A 21,192-nucleotide genomic window follows, 5' to 3' on the forward strand; every position below is an offset into this window, starting at 1 on the left:
AAAGCCCCGCTCTATGCGGGGCTTTTCTTTGGCATCACGCGATCAGGTCCGGTTCCGGCAGGCGCCGGCTGCCGCCGGCCGCCGTCACCACCGCGCGGTAGTCGCGCGGCGTCATGCCCACGGTGGCCTTGAACTGGCGGGCGAACGCACTCTGGTCGGCGAATCCGCAGGCCAGCCCGATCGCCGCCACGCTGTCGCTGCCGTGCAGGCGGCGCATGGCCTCCTCAATGCGCAGCTTGGTCTGCAACTGCTGCGGCGTCAGCTGGAACACCTTGCGGAAATGACGTTCCAGCTGGGCCACCGATAGATCCGCCAGCTCCGCCAGCTGCGCCACGCGCACGCCTTCTGCGTAGTGCTCCTGCAGATGGGCCAGCACGCGGCGAAGGCGCGCATAGGTGGGATGACGGCCGTCCGGACGGCCAAGGTCGCGCGAGATGCCGACGATGCCGCGCACCTCGCCACGCTGGCGCAAGGGACGCTTGCAGGTCAGGCACCAGCCGGTGGCGCGGTTGGGGAACATGTGCACTTCGAGCTGGTTCTCGATCACCTCGCCGTCCAGCACGCGCTGATCCTGCGTGGCGTAGGAGCCGCCCAGCGCGGTGGGAAACAGCTCGGTGACGTCGCGCCCGATCACGTCGCTGCGATGCTTGAGCCCCAGCCGCCGCACCAGGGTGAGGTTGGCGTGCGTGTAGCGTCCCTCGCCGTCCTTCACGAAGAACACGACGTCGGGCACGGCATCGAACAACGCTTCCAGTTCGTCGGCGGAAATCTTCATCTCGGTGAAAACCCTCTACCCCGCACCGGGCCTTGCTGCGACTGCAGCATGGGCCGGCCACGCGAATATGCATTGTGCCGATTTCCGCATCGCTGGATGCCAAGCGTTTCTAGACCGTTCGGCGCGTGCGGGTTGAGCATAAGCGCCATGCATACCATAGACGTGATCGACTCACACACTGGTGGCGAACCGACCCGCGTCGTGATCGCCGGCTTTCCCGACCTGGGCAGCGGCACGCTGATGGAGCAGCGCGAGCGCTTCCGCCGCGACTTCGATAAGTGGCGCAGCGCCATCGCATGCGAGCCGCGCGGCAGCAGCACCGTCGTCGGCGCGCTGCTGTTGCCGCCGCAGACGGAAGGCGCATGCGCCAGCGTCATCTTCTTCAACAACGTGTCGTACCTGGGCATGTGCGGCCACGGCACCATCGGCCTGGTACGCACGCTGCAGCACATGGGCCGCATCGGGCCGGGCCGGCACCGCATCGATACGCCGGTGGGCACCGTCGGCGCCGAACTGCACGGCGATGGCCGCGTCACCGTCGACAACGTGGAAAGCTATCGCCACGCCGCCAACGTCAGCGTGGACGTGCCCGGCTACGGCACCGTCACCGGCGACATCGCCTGGGGCGGCAACTGGTTCTTCATCACCAACGACACGCCGCTGCCGGTGGAAATCCAGCACCAGCGCGCGCTCACCGCCTATACCGAAGCCGTGCGCCGCGCGCTGGAAACCCACGGCATCACCGGCGCGGACGGCGGCGAGATCGATCACGTCGAGGTCAACACGAAGTCGCCGGTCGCCGGACTGGACGGCCGGAACTTCGTGTTGTGCCCCGGCCTGGCCTACGACCGCTCGCCCTGCGGCACCGGCACCAGCGCCAAGCTGGCCTGCCTCGCCGCGGACGGCAAGCTCGCGCCCGGCGAAACATGGATGCAGGAGAGCATCCTCGGCAGCGTGTTCGAAGGCCGCTACACGCACGGCGAACGCGGCGTGCGTCCGCAGATCACCGGCACCGCCTTCGTGGTGGCGCGCAGCACGCTGCTGTTCGACGAAGCGGATGCCTTCACCTGGGGCAGCGGCGCGGAATGACGGTCGCTGCCGCCACCTTCGATCTTATCGTCATCGGCGCGGGCATCGTCGGCGCCGCATGCGCCGATGCGGCCAGCGCGGAGGGCATGCGCGTGGCCATGATCGAACCCGGCCCGATCGGCGGCGGCGCCACGGCGGCGGCGATGGGGCATCTGGTGGCGATGGACGACGACCCCGCCGAACTCGCATTGGCGCGCTATTCGCTGCGCCTGTGGGAATCGTTCGCTGATCTGAAGGAAGCCGAATTCAGCCGTTGCGGCACCTTGTGGGTCGCGCGCAACGATCACGAACTCGCCGCGGCCAGCCAGCGCATCGCACGCCTCGCTGCCGCCGGTATCGATGCGCGACCGCTCGATGCAGCCGCCCTCTACGAACGGGAACCCGCGCTGGTGCCGGGACTGGCCGGCGGCATGCTGGTGCCCCGCGAAGCCGTGGTGTATCCGCCGCGTGTTGCGCAGAACCTGGTGCAACGCGCGCAATCGCGCGGCGCTCGGCTGTACGCCCGACGTGCGCAGGCATTGCAGCGACACGGCGTTCGGCTGGACGACGACACGCTGCTTTCCGGCCCGGTGCTGGTCGCCACCGGCTGCGCGCTGCCTGCGTTGTTGCCCGCGCTTCCCATGCGCGCGCGCAAGGGGCATCTGGTCATCACCGACCGTTACCCCGGTTTCATCCGTCACCAACTCCTGGAGCTGGGCTATGCCGACAGCGCCCACGGCGATGCCGACAGCAGCGTGGCGTTCAATGTGCAGCCGCGTCCGACAGGACAGATCCTGATCGGCTCCTCGCGCGAATTCAGCGCCAACGATGCCGACGTATCGCCGGCCATGGTGCAACGCATGCTCGAACGCAGCTTCGCCTTCGTGCCTGGCCTGCGGAACCTTCAGGCCCTGCGCGTGTGGACCGGCTTTCGCCCCACCACGCCGGATGGACGTCCGTATCTCGGCGCTGTGCCCGGCGCACTCGATCAATGGGTGGCGGCGGGACACGAGGGCCTTGGCGTCACCACCGCGCTGGGCAGCGCGAAGCTGATGGTCGACCTGATCCAGGGCCGTGAGCCCGCCATCGATCCCGCGCCGTATGCGCCGTCAAGGATGGCCGCATGAGCGCCCGTATACGGCTCACCGTGAACGGACATCCCGTGGAGGTGCCCGCGGGCGCCAGCGTCGCCGTGGCGGTGGCCCATGTGACGCTGCGCTTTCGCCGCTCGGTGAGCGACACCCCACGCGCGCCGCTGTGCGGCATGGGCGTGTGTTTCGAATGCCGCGTGCAGGTGGATGGCGTCGCGCATGTGCGCGCATGCATGACGCCCGCCAGCGAGGGCATGCAGGTGGTGACCGATGCGTGACCATTACGACGTGCTCGTGATCGGCGCCGGCCCTGCGGGACTCGCCGCGGCGCAGACGGCGGCCTCGCATGGCGCGCGCGTCGGCTTGCTCGATGCGCAACCGCGCCCCGGCGGGCAAGTGTGGCGACACGATGTGCAGCATCCGCTGCCACGCGATGCGCGCAACGCCGTGGATGATTTGCACGGCGTGGACTGGTTGGCGCGCCACAGCGTGGTCGCGACGGAGTCATCCAGTCTCCGTGTGGAAACACCGCAGGGTTCGCGACTGCTTTCCTATGGAGCGCTGGTGATCGCCACCGGCGCGCGCGAACTGTTGCTGCCCTTCCCCGGCTGGACGCTCCCTGGCGTCACCGGCGCAGGTGGCCTGCAGGCGCTGGCCAAGCAGGGTTGGCCGGTGGCCGGCCGACGCGTGGTGATCGCTGGCAGCGGCCCGCTGTTGCTGGCCGCGGCGGACACGCTGCGCAAGCATGGCGCGCAGGTGGTCGGCATCTATGAGCAGGCCAATGCGGGCAACGTGCGATCCTTCGCCGCCCAGCTTCGCCACTGGCCCGCACGCGCATGGCAGGCCGCCGGACTGCGCCTGCGTCTCGCGGGTATTCCCTATCGTTTCGGTTCATTCGTGCGCAAAGCCCACGGCGATGACTGCGTGCAGCGCGTGGATATCGATACGCCGCATGGCGTGCAAACCGTGGCGTGCGATCTGCTCGCTGTGGGCTACGGGCTCGTGCCCAACACCGAACTAGCCGCCCTGCTCGGCTGCGCGCTGGATCACTCGGATATCCATCCGCGCGTGCAGGTCGACGCGCTGCTGCGCACCAGCGTGGCGAACGTGTATGCCGCCGGCGAATCCTGCGGCATCGCCGGGCTGGCGGTGGCACGCATCGAAGGCGCGTTGGCGGGCCATAGGGCTGCCGGCCATGTCGATGCCGCGCGCGCGCTGTTGGCACCACGCGACCGCGAGCGCCGCTTCGGCGCGCTGCTCGCACGGCATTTCGCGCTCGATTCGCGCCTGCACAAACTTGCCGACGACCTCACCCTGGTCTGCCGCTGCGAAGACGTGCGCATGGGCGAACTCACCGGTTTCACCGATGCGCGCGCCGCCAAGCTCGCCACGCGCTGCGGCATGGGCGCGTGCCAGGGCCGCATCTGCGGCACCGCGCTGGCCGAACTGGGGCGCTTTCCACGCAGCGGTTCCCGCCCACCGATTTTTCCAGCCCGACTGGCCACGCTGGCCGGGCTTTCTCCTCTTTCTTCTGACGACGCACAACGAGGTAGCTGATCATGAGCAACGCATCCATCTGGCACGGCGTGATTCCCGCCATCACCACGCCATTCACCGCCGACGGACAGGTCGATCACGACTTCCTCGCCAGGCACGCGCGCATGCTGATCGACAGCGGCTGCAAGGGCATCGTGCCGCTCGGCTCGCTGGGCGAGGCTGCCACGCTGACGTTCGATGAAAAACTGGACATCATCCGCACGCTGGTGAAGGCGCTCGATGGCCGCGCGCCGGTCATTCCGGGCATCGCCGCGCTGTCCACCGACGAGGCCGTGCGCCTCGCCCGCCAGGCCAAGGCGCTGGGCGCGTCAGGCCTGATGGTGCTGCCGCCGTATGTCTACTCCACCGACTGGCGCGAGATGGGCGCGCACCTGCGCGCGGTGATCGCCGCGACCGACCTGCCCTGCATGCTCTACAACAACCCGATTGCCTACAAGACGGATTTCTCGCCCGAGCAGATCGCCGAGCTGGCGCATGAATTCCCGAACGTGCAGGCGGTGAAGGAGTCCTCCGGCGACGTGCGCCGCTTCGCCGCGCTGCGCGCCTTGCTGGGCAACCGCCTGGAACTGCTGGTGGGCATGGACGACGCCATTGTCGAAGGCGTGGCCATGGGCGCGCGCGGCTGGATCGCCGGCCTGGTCAACGCCTACCCGAAGGAGTCCGTGAAGCTGTTCGAGCTGGCGCGCGATGGCGGCGCCGACGCGGCGGCCGAACTCTATGCCTGGTTCCTGCCGCTGCTGCGCCTGGATACCGTGCCCAAGTTCGTGCAGCTCATCAAACTGGTGCAGGAGAAGGTCGGCATGGGTAGCGAGCGCGTGCGCGCGCCACGACTGGTGATGCACGGCGCCGAACGCGACGCCGCGATGCGCGTGATCGACCACGCCATTGCCCACCCGCCGGTGCTGTGACATGAGCACGCAACCGCTGCTTGTCGACGGCGACTGGCGCTTGCCGCTTCAGCTGCTCGGCGCGTTCCGCGCGGAAAACCCGATGACGGGCGAACCGATCGGCCCGGCATACCCGCTCTGCGGCACAGCGGACGTGGAGGCGGCGCTCAGCGCCGCCGCTGCCGCGGCTGAGGCGCTTGCCGCCACGCCGCCCGAACACATTGCGGCGTTCCTGGAAGCCTATGCCGCGGGCATCGAGGCAGACGCCGAGGCGCTGGTGGAACTCGCCCACGCGGAAACGGCGCTGCCCAAGCAACCGCGTCTTGCCGCCGTGGAGCTGCCGCGTACCACCAATCAATTGCGCCTTGCCGCCAAGGCCGTGCGCAGCTACGCGTGGACGCAGCCGGTGATCGACACGGCCGCCGGCTTGCGCGCGCACCGTGCGCCGCTGTCCAAACCCGTACTGGTGTTCGGGCCGAACAATTTTCCGTTCGCGTTCAACGCCATCGCGGGCAGCGATTTCGCCTCGGCCATCGCCGCGCGCAATCCGGTGATCGCCAAGGCGCATCCTTCGCATCCCGCCACCAGCGAGCGCCTCGCACAGATCGCCTTCGCGGCGCTCAAGCAGACGGGCCTGCCGCCTGCCTCGGTGCAATTGCTCTATCACTTCGACTACGGCGTTGGCGCGCGCCTGGCCGGCGATGCGCGACTCGGCGCCATCGGCTTTACGGGCAGCCGCGCGGGCGGACTGGCATTGAAGGCGGCGGCGGATGCGGCCGGCATTCCCGCGTACGTCGAACTGTCCAGCGTCAACCCCGTATTCCTGCTGCCGGGTGCGCTGGCCGAACGCGGTGTGGCATTGGCGCAGGAGTTCTTCGCCTCCTGCACGATGGGCAGCGGCCAGTTCTGCACCAATCCCGGCGTGGTGATCGTGCCGCAGGGTGCGGACGGCGATGCCTTCGTGGTTGCGGCCACCGCGCATTTCGCATCGGCAGCACCCAGCGTGCTCTTCTCGCGCGGCGTGCTGGAACATCTGCAGAAAGGCGTCGCGACCTTGCGCGATGCCGGCGCCGCCGTGCTTGTCGGCGGCAGCGTCGGCGAACCCGGCTTCCGTTATGCGCCGACCTTGCTCAGTGTGGACGCCGACACCTTCCTTCGCGCACCGCAAGCCTTGCAGACCGAAGCCTTCGGCCCCGTCAGCCTGTTGGTGCGCGTGCGCGATGTCGCCCAGATGGCGCAGGTGGCGCAAGTGTTCGAAGGCAATCTCACCGGCACGCTCTACAGCGCCAACGACGGCAGCGACGATGCCGCATGGCCGGTGGTGGCCCATGCGTTGCGTCCGCGCGTGGGACGCCTGATCGGCAACCGCATGCCCACCGGCGTGGCCGTGAGCGCGGCGATGAACCACGGCGGCCCCTACCCCAGCACCGGCCATCCGGGCTTTACCGCGGTGGGCATGCCGGCCGCCATCACGCGCTTCACCGCGTTGCATTGCTACGACCACGTGCCCGAGGAACAGCTTCCGCACGAACTGCGCGACCGCAACCCCGACGGCATCGCACGCCTGATCGACGGCGTGTGGCGCACGGACGATCTTGAACCCGAGGCGCCCCGATGAGCCTGCAGGGACAGATCGGCGGTCTCGACCCCGCCGAGGCGCGCGCGTCACTGGCACCGTGGCAGCGCACCGCCGCGCCGATCACGGCCGATGAATACCAGCGAAGGATCGAACGCGCCCGCACGCTGCTGCGCCAGCAAGGCATCGACGCCCTGCTGATCACCGCGGGCACCTCGCTGCGCTACTTCACCGGCGTGCCCTGGGGCGCCAGCGAACGGCTCGTGGGCATGCTGCTCACCGCGCGTGGCGAGCCCATCGTGGTGTGCCCCGGTTTCGAGGCCGGCTCGCTCAAACCCGTGCTGCGCATTCCCGCCGACGTGCGCCTGTGGGAGGAACACGAGGATCCCCAGCAACTCGTCGCAGATGCGCTGCGCGAACGCGGCGCCGGCAGCCTCGCGCTCGATCCCGCCGCGCCCTATGTCGTCGCCGAACGGCTGCGCGCCGCGCTGGGTGGCAAGCCGCTCTGCGATGCCAGCGTCATCGTCGATGGCTGCCGCATGTGCAAGTCGCCCGCTGAGCTGGCGCTGATGAAGCAGGCCACGGCCATGACCCTGCACGTGCACCGCCTTGCAGCGGGACTTGTGCGCGAAGGCATCAGCCGCAGCGAGCTCGTGCGCTTCATCGACGAGGCCCACCGTGCACTGGGCGCGGACAACGGTTCCACCTTCTGCATCGTGCAGTTCGGCCAGGCCACGGCTTATCCGCATGGCGTTCCCGGCGAGCAGTACCTGCAGCCGGACGAACTGGTGTTGATCGATACCGGCTGCACGGTGCAGGGCTATCACTCCGACATCACGCGCACCTACATCTTTGGACGTCCAAATGCGGAACAGACGCGCGTCTGGGAACTGGAACAGGCCGCGCAACAGGCTGCGTTCGACGCCATACGTCCCGGCGTTGCCTGCGAAGCGGTGGACGCCGCCGCGCGCCGCGTGGTCGAGAAGGCGGGACTGGGGCCGGACTACCGCCTGCCGGGCATCCCGCATCGCACCGGCCATGGCTGCGGGCTGAGCATCCACGAAACGCCGTACCTGGTGCGCGGCGACCACACGTTGCTGCAACCGGGCATGTGCGCCAGCAACGAACCGATGATCGTGGTGCCCGACCGTTTCGGCGTGCGACTGGAAGACCATTTCTACGTCACCGAGGAAGGTGCCGAGTGGTTCACGCCGCCCTCGCCCGCCATCGATCAGCCCTTCGCATGATCACGACACCCGCCTGCACCTAGGACAGCGACATGAAGCCTCTTCTCCTCGCCCTTGCCTGCACACTCTGCCTTGCCGCTACCCTACCGGCGCACGCGGACGACGACGCTACCGCCCGCTTCCATGCGATCTACACGCGCGAGTGGGCCTGGCGCCAGGCGCAGTTCAAGGGCGAGGACGACGAGGACAGCCACGACAGCGCGCTGGCCGACCACCTGCCCAAGGTCGACGCCGCCATCCAGGCCGCGCGCGAACGCTACTGGGCCGACGTGCTGAAACAGCTCGACGCGATACCGGTGAATCAATTGCACGGCGATGATCCGGTCAACTACGCCGTCTATCGCAACCAGATCCAGACGCTGCTCGCCGACCAGCAGTTCCACACCTGGGAGATGCCGTTCAACAGCGACACGGCGTTCTGGACCAACCTGGGCTTCACCGCGCGCCGCACGCTGCGCACGGCGGACGACTACCGGCACTACATCGCCCAACTGAACGATGTTCCGCGCTATTTCGACGAGCAGACCGCCAACATGCGCGCGGGCTTGGCGCGCGGCTTCAGCGTGCCGCGCGTGACGCTGGCGGGGCGCGACCAGTCCATCGCCGACGTGGCGGACGCCAAGGGCGACGACAACCTGTTCTACACGCCGTTTCGCAAGATGCCGGCGACGATTCCCGCCAGCGAGCAGGCGCAGTTGCGCCAGCAGGGCCGCGATGCGATCCAGCGCTCGGTGCTGCCGGCCTACGCGAAGCTGCTGGATTTCATGCGCAACACCTACATGAAACAGGCGCGCACCACGCTGGCCGCGGAAGCCATGCCGGACGGCAAGGCCTTCTATCAGTCGCAGATCCGCGAGTTCACCACGCTGGACATGACGCCGGACGCGATCCACGAGTTGGGGCTGAAGGAAGTCGCGCGCATCCACCACGAGATGGACGACACCATCAGGGAGAGCGGCTTCAAGGGCAGCTTCCCGGAGTTCCTGCACTATCTGCGCACCGATCCGAAGTTCTACCCGAAGACGGCCGACGAGCTGCTCAAGGACGCGGCGTGGATCGCCAAGCGCGTGGACGGCAAGATCGGCAACTATATCGGTCGCCTGCCGCGGCAGCGCTTCGCCATCGAGCCCGTGCCGGCCGATCTCGCGCCGTTCTACACCGGCGGACGCGGCGGCCCGGGCATCTATCTGGTGAACACCTATGATCTGCCGTCGCGTCCACTGTATTCGCTCACTGCGCTGACGCTGCACGAGTCGGCGCCGGGACATGCGCTGCAGATGCCGCTGGCCGCCGAGCATGAAGGGCTGCCCGATTTCCGCCGCTATACCTATATCTCCGCCTACGGCGAAGGCTGGGCGCTCTACTCCGAACGGCTGGGCGTGGAGATGGACATGTACGACACGCCATACGACCGCTTCGGCTACCTGAGCTATCAGATGTGGCGCGCCTGTCGCCTGGTGGTGGACACCGGCATCCACCACCAGGGCTGGACGCGCGAACAGGCGCAAGCCTTCATGCGCGACAACACCGCGCTGAGCGAACACGAGATCGAGACGGAGGTGGATCGCTACATCGCATGGCCCGGCCAGGCGCTGTCGTATTACCTGGGCGAGCTGGCCATTGTCGATGCGCGCGCCAAGGCGGAGAAGGCGCTGGGAGAGCGCTTCGACCTGCGCGCCTTCCACGACACGGTGCTCTCGCTGGGTTCGGTGCCATTGCCGGTGCTGCAGCAAGCGGTGGACGCCTTCATTGCCGACGGCGGCAAGTCGCCTTACGCGACGCACGCCAAATAACCAGCAGCACAAGACCGGGGCGCCGCACCCGGCGCCCCCATAACCAGAACGCGCCTTGCGGGGGAGATACCGATGAGCCTGATCAACGACATGCTGCGGCGCAAGCCCGTAGAACTGCTCCAGGGCGATGCAGCGAAAGGCGGCAGCGGCCTGCGCCGCGTGCTTGGCCTCTGGCAGCTCACCGCTATTGGCCTCGGCGGCATCATCGGCGTGGGCATCTTCGTGCTCACCGGCACGGTCGCCGCCACGCAGGCAGGTCCGGCGGTGCTGCTGTCCTTCATCATCGCCGGCATCGCCAGTGCCGCGGCCGCGCTGTGCTATGCAGAGTTCGCGGGGCTCATCCCGGTTTCCGGCAGCGCCTATACCTATGGCTATGCCGTGCTCGGCGAGTTCGCGGGCTGGATCATCGGCTGGGACCTGCTGCTGGAATACGCGCTGATCGCCGCGGTGGTCGCCGTCGGCTGGTCGGGCTACATGCAGGCCCTGCTCGATGCGGCAGGCATTCCGCTGCCACTGTGGGCGCGCGGCGCCTGGGGCAGCGCGCCGGACTGCGTGGTGAACCTGCCCGCCATCGTCATTTCGATGCTGATCACCGCGCTGCTCGCCGTGCGCATGGAATGGGGCGCGCGCTTCAACACGCTGATCGTCGCGATCAAGATCGCCGGCGCGGCCTTGATCGTCATCGCCGGCGCCGCCTACGTGAAGCCGGAACGCTGGCATCCCTTCATGCCGTTCGGCATGCATGGCGTGGTGACCGGCGCGGCGGTGGTGTTCTTCGCGGTATTCGGCTACGACATGCTCACCACCGCGGCGGAGGAATCGCGCAACCCGCAGCGCGACCTGCCGCGCGCCGTGCTACTGTCGCTGGGCATCGCGATGATCCTCTACATCGCCATCTGCCTGGTGCTTACCGGCATCGTGCCGTACACCACGCTCGACAACGCCGCGCCGGTGGCGAATGCGTTCATCCGCATCGGCCTGCCGTGGGCGATGGTGGTGATCTCGCTGGCCTCGGTCTGCGGCATCACCAGCGTGATCTTCGCCAACCTGCTGGCCGGCGCACGCATCGGTTTCAGCCTCGGCCGCGACGGCCTGCTGCCGGGCTGGTTCGCCGCCGTGCATCCACGCTGGCGCACACCGCACCGCTCCACCCTGCTGCTCGGCGGCGTGACCACGGTGGCGGCCGGCCTGTTTCCGCTCGACGAGCTGGCCAAGCTGGTGAACATCGGCGTGCTCGGCGCCTTCATCGTCATCTGCACGGCGGTGGCCGTGCTGCGCTGGCGGCAGCCGGATCTGCATCGCCCCTTCCGCACGCCTCTGGTGCCGCTGGTGCCGCTGATCGGCGTGGGTTTCTCGTGCTGGCTGATCTGGGGCCTGCCGTGGATCACCTATGTGCGCTTCGGTATCTGGCTGCTGCTCGGTTGCGTGCTGTACGCCAGCTATGGCCGCCGCAACAGCCGGCTCGCCGTCATGGACAAAACACCATAGTCAGTACCCTCGGCACAGACTATGGTGTTTTGGATTGGCCGTCGCTTCAGCGTCGGGAAGCAGCGCTTCGTCAAGGCGCCGAAAAATCAGATCGGCGTATCAGCCACACCGCCGTCTGCGCGCAACGCCGCACCGGTGGTGCCCGAAGACAACGGTGAGCAGGTGTAGAGCACCAGGTTGGCGACTTCCTGGGCCGTCTGGAACCGCTTGGTGATGGATGAGGGACGTAGGGTCTTGAGCACTTCGGTGCCCACCTCTTCCAAGTTCTTGCCCGTGCGCTCGGTTTCCGCCTTCAGCATGGCCTCGACACCTTCGCTCAAGGTGGGACCGGGCAGCACCGCGTTCACGGTCACGCCGGTGCCGGCCATGCGCTTGGCCAATCCGCGCGACAAGCCCAGCACGGCCGTCTTGGTGGTGGCGTAGTGGAGCATGTCCGGTGGCGTGCTGATACCGCATTCCGAATCGATGAAGACGACACGCCCCCAGTTTCGCTCGCGCATGGCGGGTAGGTAGGCACGCGATAGCCGGACGCCAGACATGACATTGACGGCCCAGTAACGGTTCCAGGTGTCGTCGCTGACATCGAAGAAGTCGACTGTCTCGAAGATGGCGGCGTTGTTCACCAGGATGTCACACCGGGGAACCTCCGCAACGAGGTGAGCACAGCCCTCTGCGGAAGCCAGGTCCGCCGCCACGCCGCGCACCGTGGCGCCGGGGTGCGCAGCGTGGAGCTTGGTCACGGCGGCGTCGACCCTGGTCTCGTCGCGGTCATTGATGACGACCTCTGCGCCCTCTGCCAATAGCGAGCCGGCAATGGCCATGCCGATCCCCTGAGCCGCACCGGTCACGACAGCGATCTTTCCGTTCAAATTGAATTGCATGGTGCATTCCTTCTGATGCCGTTGCGGAACGGTTATTCAGCCCGCAGCAGCGTAAATGTTGATGCCGGTTGGCCCATCCGACAGATTCCACAAGGGCTCGCTCCGCTTGTCCCGGGATCGATGGCGTAACAACGCACACCGATCTCGTGAACGTGCAGATAGGTTTGCTGCCACTCGTCTCACAGCCCCAGGTGCTGTTTGTAGAAAGGCACCAGTTGGGACAATGCCTGGCCGGTAGCATCAGGCTGGTCGTAGAGATCGTAATGACTGGCACCCGGCACGATCTGGATCGACTTCTGCGTTGAGCGGGCGCGACGATACAGTTCCAGGCCATCCGCGTAGGAACCGAAGGCACCCGGCACGCCGCCGAAGACCACGTGCAGCGGCTGCGTCAGCAGCTTTTCGGCCAGATGGAAAGCATCCCACCCCAGTGCAGCCCCGGTGCTGGTGAGGCGCAGCTTGTTGGGCGAGCCGGGCTGCTGGCCGCGCGGCGTCAGGTAGTAGTCGATGGCGTTGATCATGTCCACGTCGTTGACGCCAGCCTTCTCGCGTTCGGCCTGATTGGCGAAGGGGATATAACCCACGATCAAGGGAGTGGCGCCGCGCGCTTCAGCCGTGCGTTGCTTGCCGATCGCCTCTAGCGTTTTCAGCGCTGCATCGGGCGACATATCACCGTCGCGCATCATGCGGCCGTAGTTGGTGGCAACCACGGTGCCCACCGCTTTAATGCGCTTTTCGGTCATGGCCACATTGGCGGCATAGGCCCCGCCGCCGCACACGCCAAGTACACCGATCTTGTCTTCATCCACGTAAGGCAGCGTGACCAAGTAGTCCACGGCGCAACGGAAGTCCTCCACGCGCATGCCGGGATCTTCGCTGTACTTCGGCTCGCCGCCGCTCACTCCCTGCGTAGAGGCGTCGAAGGCCAGTGTGATGAAGCCTTCCTTGGTCAACGCTTCACCGTAGATGCTGCCCGACGTTTGCTCCTTGCAACTGCTGATGGGGTGGGCGCAGATGATGGCTGCGTATTTCTTGGCCGGATCGAACCCTTCGGGCAGGCGCAATGTGGCAGCCACGTCCCAACTGCGGTTCTTGAAAGTGACGGATTGCTTTTGGCTCATGAGATGCTCCTTTGGGAGTGCCTGTACTTACAGGTGGGTCTTGAAGAACGGCGCCAACTTGCCCACGGCGGCTTCCACCATCGCGGGCTGGTCGTACATGGCCATGTGGGTGCCGCCTTCGACGACCAGCAGATCCTTGTTTTTGCTGGCAGCACGGCGAAACAGGTCCTCGCTCATCCAGCGCGTGCCGGCCATGCTGCCGGCGATGATCTGCACCGGCTGGGTCAGGAACAGTTCGACGTTGTTGAAGGCGTCGTAGGTCACCAGTTGCGCCAGGCTGCGCGTGGTCAGCTTGCCGGGGGCATTGCGGTGTTGGGCTCGCGGTGTGCGGTAGTAGTCGTAGGCCTCGGCGAAGTCGGGATGGATCTTGGCCGCGTTCTCGCGATCGTCGGGCACCGTGGGCAGGTACTGCGTGGGCTCGCCATTGGCTTCCGCGGAACGGGCCGCGGCTGCCAAGTCGCGCAGGGCCAGGCAATCCTGCGGCTTGGCGGTATTGTCCCAACCGTGCCGGTACATCTGGCCATAGTTCACGGCGCTTACCGTGCCCAGCGCCTTGATGCGGCTATCGATCACGGTGGCGTTGGTCGCATAGCCACCGCCCGCGCAAATACCCAGCACGCCGATGCGCTCCTTGTCCACATAGGGCAAGGTGCTCAGGTAGTCGATGGCGGCGCTCACGTCCTCCACGCGCATGTTGGGGTTTTCCAGATGGCGCGGCTCGCCCGTGCTGTCGCCCTGGAAAGTGGCGTCATAGGCCAGCGTGACGAAGCCCTGTGCGGCCAGCTTTTCCGCATACAGGCCGCCGGTTTGCTCCTTCACGCCGCCTGCGGGATGCACGCAGACGATGGCCGCGTATTGGCGGCTCGGATCGAAATCCGCGGGCAGGCGCAAAATACCTGCCACGTCCCACACGTAGTTCTTGAATGTCACAGCTTCCATCGCGGCCTCCTGATTTCCCGGCATCCATCGATGCCACCGGGAGATACGGTAAGCCTTGGCCACCATGCTGATAATCCGCCAAAATACGAACCTCATCATAAGCTGGTCTTATCAATGAACGGGCATCAGCTCAAAGACCTGGTGGCATTCCTGACCGTCGCAGAAGAAGCCAGCTTCACGCGAGCGGCCGCCAAGCTCGGCGTCTCGCAATCTGCTCTGAGCCAGACCATCCGAGGACTGGAAGCACGACTGGGCCTGCGCCTGCTTTCGCGCACCACGCGCAGCGTGTCGTTGACGCCGGCTGGCGAGCGGCTGCTGGGGTTCATCGGCCCGGCGATGGGCCAGATCGATGCGGGCCTGGAGGAGATCACCGAACTGCGCGACAAGCCCGCGGGCACCATCCGCCTCAACGCCGACGAATACGCGATGCACAACGTGCTGCAGCCGGCCCTCACCCGCTTCCTGCCGCAATATCCGGACATCCGGGTCGAGCTCACCATCGACTACGGACTTACCGACATCGTCAGCGGCCGCTATGACGCAGGCGTTCGTCGCGGTGGTCTGGTGGCCAAGGACATGATCGCCGTACAGATCAGCTCGGCGCATCCGATGGCGGTCGTCGGATCGCCGGCCTACTTTGCCAAACGCCAGGTGCCGAAGCACCCGCGCGACCTGACTGAACACACCTGCATCAATCTCCGCCTGCCGACCCACGGTGAATACTTCGCCTGGGTGTTTACAAAAGCTGGCCGGGAGCAGCGCGTCAAAGTGGATGGTCAGTTCATCAGCAACAGCATCGCCTCAGCACGGGATGCCGCACTGAATGGGCTTGGCTTGGCCTATCTGCCGCTGGCCTACATGCAGGCACACCTGGTCGCGGGGCAATTGGTTGAGGTGCTTTCAAGCTGGCGCAAGACCTTCGAGCCTTACCATCTCTATTACCCGAGCCGCAGACACCCCTCGCCCGCCTTCTCATTGCTGGTCGACGCCTTGCGCTACACAGGACAGGCATGAGGCACACGGAGACCATGGCCGGCGATTTCAAAGGTGTCCTCTACTTGTAAAAGCAGTTCCATGGTGCTCTTGCGCTCCCCTACTCGCCGAAATGCAATGTCCGCCGTAGGTCGGAAGCGGGCCTTTCCAGGATATGGCCCCAAGCCCCTCCCCCCCTATGGTCAGCCCCGTGGGTGTTCAGTGGTTGCCCGAAATGGTGCTCAGTCCGGCCGGAATTCCCACACGGATGAGCCGACGTGTTGCGCCTGACTCAGAAGCAGCGTGCGCGCCGATGGCTCAAGACACTCATAAACCATGACGTCTTAGAAGGCGCGAACCTTGAAGTCCCATCCAGTCGCGCGCTGACGCAACGCGTGCTGTCATCAGTTGTCATGTCCATCGTTTCATTCGCACGCATGCACGCCGTAGGCGAAATGCGCCGGACACAAAACTGTGCGGAATTCCGCATGCGATTTCCGCAAATGACACAAGACGCTTCCTCCATGTGACGGCAGGATGAAATACAGCGCGGTGGATCGCCGCCGCACGAGATGCTCAGACTGGTCGGGGAGGACACATGCCTGAACGCGTCGACCACCGCAGACGCTTCCTGAAGCGCGCAGCGACGACGCTCGCCTCGCTGGCGGTGCTGCCCAAGGCGATGGCGCTTGCACCCGATGTCGCCGACACGGCCACACCCGCGAGCGCCAGCCTTGCCACGGCCGTGCAGGATAAGCCGGTACGCCGCGTACAGCCCTTCGATCTGCGCCAGGTGCGCCTGCTCGACAGCGAATTCTCCCGCGCCGCGGCCATCAACCAGCGCTACCTGCACACGCTGCCGGTCGATCGGCTGGCCCATGCGTTCCGCGTGCAGGCGGGCATCGCCTCCACCGCGCAACCGCTCGGTGGCTGGGAAAAACCCGACTGCGAACTGCGCGGCCACTTTGCTGGCGGCCACTATCTCTCCGCGGTGGCCCTGGCCTATGCCAGCACCGGCGACACGGAGCTGAAGCAGCGCGGCGATCAACTGGTGGCCGCGCTGGCGGCCTGCCAGCAGCCGAATGGATACCTGAGCGCGTTTCCTGAGAGCTTCTTCGACCGGCTGAGCAGCGGCCAGAAGGTGTGGGCGCCGTTCTATACGATTCACAAGATTCTCGCCGGCATGCTCGACATGCACGAGTACGCCGGCAATGCGCAGGCGCTGCAGGTCGCCGTGGGTATCGGCAACTGGACGGTGCGCTGGCTCAACGGTTTTTCCGATGCGCAGATGGCGCACATCCTCAAGACCGAATACGGCGGCATGAACGACGGCCTGTATCAGCTCTACGCCATCACCGGCAACGAGCGTTACCTGGATGCCGCCCATCGGTTCGACCAGGCATCGCTGTTCGATCCGCTGGCCGGCCATCGCGATGAGCTGCAAGGCCTGCACAGCAATACGCAGATACCCAAGATCCTGGGCGCGGCGCGCCGCTACGAGTTGACGGGCGAGCCGCGCTACCGGCGCATCGCGGAGTTCTTCTGGGAAACGGTCACGCGCCAACGCACCTACGCCACGGGCGGTTCGAGCAACGACGAGTTCTGGAACACGCCGCCCGGCGACCTCAAGGGTCAACTTGGCCTCTACAGCGCTGAGTGCTGCGTGGCCTACAACCTGATGAAGCTGACGCGCCACGTCTATGCGTGGAATGGCGACCCTCGCGCTTTCGACTACTACGAGCGCACGCTCTACAACGCGCGGCTGGGCACGCAGGACGGCGACGGCATGAAGCTTTACTACTACCCGCTGCAGCCGGGCGCCGCGAAGTTCTACAACTCGCCCACGGATTCGTTCTGGTGTTGCACCGGCACGGGCGCCGAAGAGTTCGCGCGCTTCAACGACAACATCTACTTCCACGACGGCGACGATCTTTACGTCAATCTGTTCATCCCCTCGGAACTGCATTGGCCGGAACGCAAGCTGCGCTTGCGCCAGGAAACCGCCTTCCCTCGCGAAGCCCTTACGCGGTTGCGGCTGACGCTCGCCGAGCCGGCCACGTTCGCGCTGAATCTTCGCGTGCCTGGCTGGATCGGCCATGGCGCGCGCGTACGCATCAACGGCCAGCCGCTGGATGTGCTTGCCTCGCCCGGAAGCTATCTGACGCTTCAGCGTTCATGGCACGACGGCGACCAGATCGAGCTGGAGCTGCCCATGCAGCTGGATACCGTCTCGCTACCCGGCGACGACCATCTGCAGGCGGCGCTCTACGGTCCGCTGGTGCTGGCGGCGCGTCTGGGCGACAAGGGCCTGACCCACGACATGCAGTACTGCGGCTACGACGCGGCGCCCAAGCCCGAGCCCAAGCCATGGCCGGCGCCACGTGTCACCGCAGGTGATGCGGAGAAAGCGCCCTGGCTGAAGGTGCTGTCCGTGCAGGATCTTCGCTTCGAGGCACAGACGCGCGACGGCAAGCTGGCCGTCGTTCCGCTCAATCAGGTGCATGGCGAACGCTACGCCGTGTACTGGCAGCAGGAAACCGGCGCACTCGGCAACGGCTGAGAACGTCAACCTGCCCGTCGCCACCACGGCGGGCGATCACGGAGTGCACGGCGCTCGCGCTGTCGCGCTTCAACGGCAGAACGATCCGGTTGGGCGCATGCCCGGCCTGGCGGCGTGTTGCCTGCCGAAATGGCTCCTTACCCGAAGTCGACCTGTCACGCGAGGAATCCCATGCATCCCACGTACGACCCGCCGTCTGCATTTCGATTCACACCGCTCGCCCTGGCCTTGATGACGCCGTTCGCGCTCATGGCGGCCTTGCTGCCTTCCACCGTTTTCGCCCAGCAAGCTGCGCCGGCCACCGACAGCGCATCTGCCAGCACGGACAAGGCCAAGACACTCGAAAGCGTGACGGTCACCGGCTCGCGCATCCGCCGCGTGGACGTGGAAACCGCGAACCCGGTGGTGACGGTCGACCGTTCGCAGATCGCCGCCAGCGGCAAGGCCACGCTGGGCGACGTGGTGCAGGAACTGCCATCGATCGCGGGCAATGCCACCAATGCCAATACCAACAACGGCGGCGGCACCGGCGCGGCCACGATCTCGCTGCGCGGCATGGGCGACAAGCGCACGCTGATCCTCGTCAATGGCGTGCGCCTGGCCTACAACGACGTCAACAGCATCCCGGCGAACATGATCGACCGCGTGGAAGTGCTGAGCGACGGCGCCTCGGCCATCTATGGCTCCGACGCCATCGGCGGCGTTGTGAACTTCATCCTCCGGGACAAGTTCAACGGCGTGCAGTTCTCCGGCGATTTCGGCGAGAGCAGCCACGGCGATGGCTTCCGCCGCAACTTCTCCCTTACCGCCGGCCATACCGGCGAGCGCGGCAGCATCGTGGCCGGCATCGACCACCAGAGCCTGGACGCGGTATCAGCCAGCGCCCGCGCGTTTTCGCGCGACGCGCTCAATCTCACCGACGGGAAGGTGATCGTGAGCGGATCGTCCGCCACGCCGTCGGGCTCCATCACCCTGCCCCGCGCGGTGGCCGGCCAGATCGGCTGCGGCTCGCGCGTGTCGCTCAACCCCGGCGTCAGCGGCGCCACCACGCTCAACGACTATCACTGCTACAGCAACGCGGACACCTACAATTACCAGGGCGACAACATCCTGCAGACGCCGCAGGAGCGCAACAGCCTGTTCCTGATTGGCAAGTACAAGCTGACGGACGCCGTGGAGTCGTATGCCAACTTCTACTACACCAAGACCCAGTCCGATTCGCAGATCGCGCCGGTGCCGGTGTTCGCCAACGGCGACAACTTCGTGGTGTCCGCGCAGAACTACTACAACCCGTTCGGCGTGAACTTCGGCACTGACCGCGTCACCGGCGACAGCTACGGCGACTTCAACACGCGCTTCACCACGCTGGGCTACCGACGCTACGAATACAAGACCTACAACATGCAGTTCACGCCGGGGCTGCGCGGCAGCTTTGGCGACAGCTCCTGGCAGTGGGACGCCAATCTCAACTACGGCAAGGTGCGGCAGAAATCCGTCAACTACGGCTTTCTCGACTATGCGCAGCTTCAGCAGGGATTGGGCCCGTCGTATCTCGATGCCTCGACCGGCAAGGTGACCTGCGGCACGCCCGGCAACCCCATCGCCAACTGCACGCCGATCAATATCTTCAACGTCAACGACCCCACCACCATCGCTGCATTGCGCGACATCCAGCGCAACCCGACGGCCACCAACGACTACATCGTCAAGCAATTCGAAGCGAACGCGAACGGCAACCTGTTCAGTCTCCCCGCCGGCGAGGTGAGCCTTGCCACGGGTGTCTCCTATCGCAAGGAAAGCACCTCCACCAGGACCGATCCGCTGGCGGTTGGCGACGCCAATGGCCTTTGCGGCATCGTGGAGTTCTGTACCACGGTGTTGTCGGGCAGCTTCAACGTGAAGGAAGCCTATGCGGAAGCCTTGTTCCCCTTGCTTGCGGACCAGCCCTGGGCGCAGGCGCTGAACATCACCGTGGGCTCGCGCTATTCCGACTACAGCACCGCCGGCAGCAACACCAGCAGCAAGGTGGCGCTGGAATGGCGGCCGATCCAGAACCTGCTGCTGCGTGGCACGGTGTCCCAGGTGTTCCGCGCGCCGAACATCAACGAACTGTATTCGGGCATCGCCAACGACTCGCCCACGGTCAACGACCCCTGCAACTTCTACACGGGCGGGCATGCGCAGGCTTGCGCCAACGTGCCCACCGATGGCAGCTACCAGCAGGCCAACCCGCAGATCTCCGCCAAGACGTCCGGCGCCGTGCCGGCCGGCTATCAACTCAAGCCCGAGCAGGGCAAGTCGTTCGACTTCGGCGTGGTGTACGACCCGCAGTGGCTGCCGGGCCTGTCGATGAGCGCGGACGTGTGGCGCATCAACCTCAACGACACCATCACGGCGATCTCGGCGCAGACGGTGCTCAACCAGTGCTACGCCAACGCATCCAGCCCGTTCTGCAGCTTCATCCACCGCTTCGATACCGGCAACATCAACTACGTGGCCGAGCCCACGGTGAACCTGGGCGCGCTATCCACCAAGGGCGTGGACGGCACGCTGGCCTATCGCTTCGACGAAACGCGCTTGGGCCGCTTCAATGCGCGCCTGGACTGGACCTACGTGGCGCGCTACGACGTCAATCCCGATCCGGCGGACCCCACCGCGGTCACCATCCACAACGCCGGCAAGTACACCTATGCCTATGGCAACTTCCCCCGCTGGCGCGGCCTGGCCACGCTGAACTGGACGCGCGGCCCGTGGAGCGCGAGCTGGCGCATCCGTTACATCGGCCGCACGCAGGTGGGCAGCGCCGACGCGCAGCAGCAGCTGTCGGCGGATCTCTCGCTGCCGGCGGTGGTGCGCAAGGTGGGCGCGTATGCCTACCACAACGTCCAGGCCGGCTATGACTTCGCGCCGTGGCACACGCGGCTGGACTTGGGCATCGACAACCTGACCGACAAGCAGCCGCCCCTGCTCTACCAGAACAACGTGACGAACTCGAACACCGACGTCGCCACCTACGACGTGATGGGCCGGTACTACTGGCTTCGCGCGACGGTGACGTTCTGACCAGCCGGCGTGCGGAGGCGAGCAAAAAACCTCCGTACGCCAGCCACTTGCGGCATCGCAACAACCCTCCGCCCGGGGACGTACTAGACTATCGGACTAAATTCACCGCCCCGACCACTGGTCGGGGTTTTGACTTTAAGGCCGTTGTTAGTAACCCGGCGGGGCCGCACTGGA

At 66.2% G+C, this 21,192-nt stretch carries 16 protein-coding genes; 12 read left to right on the forward strand and 4 right to left on the reverse strand.

What is annotated here, in order from left to right; genetic code table 11:
- Positions 1-34: 34 nt before the first annotated feature.
- The gene (locus BDW41_RS15400) at positions 35-775 is read right to left on the reverse strand and encodes an AraC family transcriptional regulator (protein ID WP_074549851.1); all 741 of its coding nucleotides are present in this window, start codon (positions 773-775) and stop codon (positions 35-37) included.
- Between the two features lie 147 nt (positions 776-922).
- On the opposite strand from BDW41_RS15400, the gene BDW41_RS15405 reads away from it, so the two are divergent.
- From BDW41_RS15405 to BDW41_RS15445, 9 genes are all read left to right on the forward strand, one after another.
- Entirely contained in the window at positions 923-1,864 is a 942-nt protein-coding gene (locus BDW41_RS15405; RefSeq protein WP_074549854.1) for a 4-hydroxyproline epimerase, read from the forward strand.
- The gene (locus tag BDW41_RS15410) at positions 1,861-2,970 is read left to right on the forward strand and encodes an FAD-dependent oxidoreductase (RefSeq protein ID WP_074549857.1); all 1,110 of its coding nucleotides are present in this window, start codon (positions 1,861-1,863) and stop codon (positions 2,968-2,970) included. Before BDW41_RS15405 ends, BDW41_RS15410 begins: the two co-directional genes overlap by 4 nt.
- Positions 2,967-3,212 carry a 2Fe-2S iron-sulfur cluster-binding protein gene (locus BDW41_RS15415; protein WP_074549860.1) on the forward strand — a complete coding sequence of 82 codons (246 nt, stop codon included), beginning with the start codon at positions 2,967-2,969 and terminating at the stop codon, positions 3,210-3,212. Before BDW41_RS15410 ends, BDW41_RS15415 begins: the two co-directional genes overlap by 4 nt.
- Entirely contained in the window at positions 3,205-4,491 is a 1,287-nt protein-coding gene (locus BDW41_RS15420) for an FAD-dependent oxidoreductase (protein WP_074549862.1), read from the forward strand. Before BDW41_RS15415 ends, BDW41_RS15420 begins: the two co-directional genes overlap by 8 nt.
- Before the next feature lie 2 nt (positions 4,492-4,493).
- Positions 4,494-5,399, forward strand: coding sequence for a dihydrodipicolinate synthase family protein (locus tag BDW41_RS15425; RefSeq protein ID WP_074549865.1), 906 nt, complete (start codon positions 4,494-4,496; stop codon positions 5,397-5,399).
- 1 nt (position 5,400) lies between these two features.
- Positions 5,401-6,996 carry an aldehyde dehydrogenase (NADP(+)) gene (locus tag BDW41_RS15430; protein ID WP_074549867.1) on the forward strand — a complete coding sequence of 532 codons (1,596 nt, stop codon included), beginning with the start codon at positions 5,401-5,403 and terminating at the stop codon, positions 6,994-6,996.
- 2 nt (positions 6,997-6,998) lie between these two features.
- Complete coding sequence (locus BDW41_RS15435) at positions 6,999-8,201, forward strand: Xaa-Pro peptidase family protein (RefSeq protein ID WP_199535357.1); 1,203 nt, start codon at positions 6,999-7,001, stop codon at positions 8,199-8,201.
- 32 nt (positions 8,202-8,233) lie between these two features.
- The gene (locus BDW41_RS15440; RefSeq protein ID WP_074549871.1) at positions 8,234-9,994 is read left to right on the forward strand and encodes a DUF885 family protein; all 1,761 of its coding nucleotides are present in this window, start codon (positions 8,234-8,236) and stop codon (positions 9,992-9,994) included.
- A gap of 72 nt (positions 9,995-10,066) precedes the next feature.
- Positions 10,067-11,482, forward strand: a complete 1,416-nt coding sequence (locus BDW41_RS15445; RefSeq protein ID WP_074549873.1) for an amino acid permease — start codon at positions 10,067-10,069, stop codon at positions 11,480-11,482.
- A gap of 86 nt (positions 11,483-11,568) precedes the next feature.
- Here BDW41_RS15445 and BDW41_RS15450 read toward each other — a convergent pair whose 3' ends face one another.
- The 3 genes from BDW41_RS15450 to BDW41_RS15460 form a co-directional block, all read right to left on the reverse strand.
- Positions 11,569-12,363 carry an SDR family oxidoreductase gene (locus BDW41_RS15450; RefSeq protein WP_074549876.1) on the reverse strand — a complete coding sequence of 265 codons (795 nt, stop codon included), beginning with the start codon at positions 12,361-12,363 and terminating at the stop codon, positions 11,569-11,571.
- 179 nt (positions 12,364-12,542) lie between these two features.
- The gene (locus tag BDW41_RS15455; RefSeq protein ID WP_074549879.1) at positions 12,543-13,484 is read right to left on the reverse strand and encodes an alpha/beta hydrolase; all 942 of its coding nucleotides are present in this window, start codon (positions 13,482-13,484) and stop codon (positions 12,543-12,545) included.
- Between the two features lie 27 nt (positions 13,485-13,511).
- A complete protein-coding gene (locus tag BDW41_RS15460; RefSeq protein WP_074549881.1) occupies positions 13,512-14,423 on the reverse strand; it encodes an alpha/beta hydrolase in 912 nt (303 codons plus the stop codon).
- Positions 14,424-14,537: 114 nt separating this feature from the next.
- On the opposite strand from BDW41_RS15460, the gene BDW41_RS15465 reads away from it, so the two are divergent.
- From BDW41_RS15465 to BDW41_RS15475, 3 genes are all read left to right on the forward strand, one after another.
- Positions 14,538-15,437, forward strand: a complete 900-nt coding sequence (locus BDW41_RS15465; RefSeq protein ID WP_074549883.1) for a LysR family transcriptional regulator — start codon at positions 14,538-14,540, stop codon at positions 15,435-15,437.
- 556 nt (positions 15,438-15,993) lie between these two features.
- Positions 15,994-17,955 carry a glycoside hydrolase family 127 protein gene (locus BDW41_RS15470; RefSeq protein WP_074549894.1) on the forward strand — a complete coding sequence of 654 codons (1,962 nt, stop codon included), beginning with the start codon at positions 15,994-15,996 and terminating at the stop codon, positions 17,953-17,955.
- A 171-nt stretch (positions 17,956-18,126) separates the two neighbouring features.
- Complete coding sequence (locus BDW41_RS15475) at positions 18,127-21,018, forward strand: TonB-dependent receptor (RefSeq protein WP_074549897.1); 2,892 nt, start codon at positions 18,127-18,129, stop codon at positions 21,016-21,018.
- Positions 21,019-21,192 lie beyond the last annotated feature (174 nt).

Source organism: Dyella sp. AtDHG13, assembly GCF_003201105.1.
Taxonomy (GTDB): Bacteria; Pseudomonadota; Gammaproteobacteria; order Xanthomonadales; family Rhodanobacteraceae; genus Dyella; species Dyella jiangningensis_B.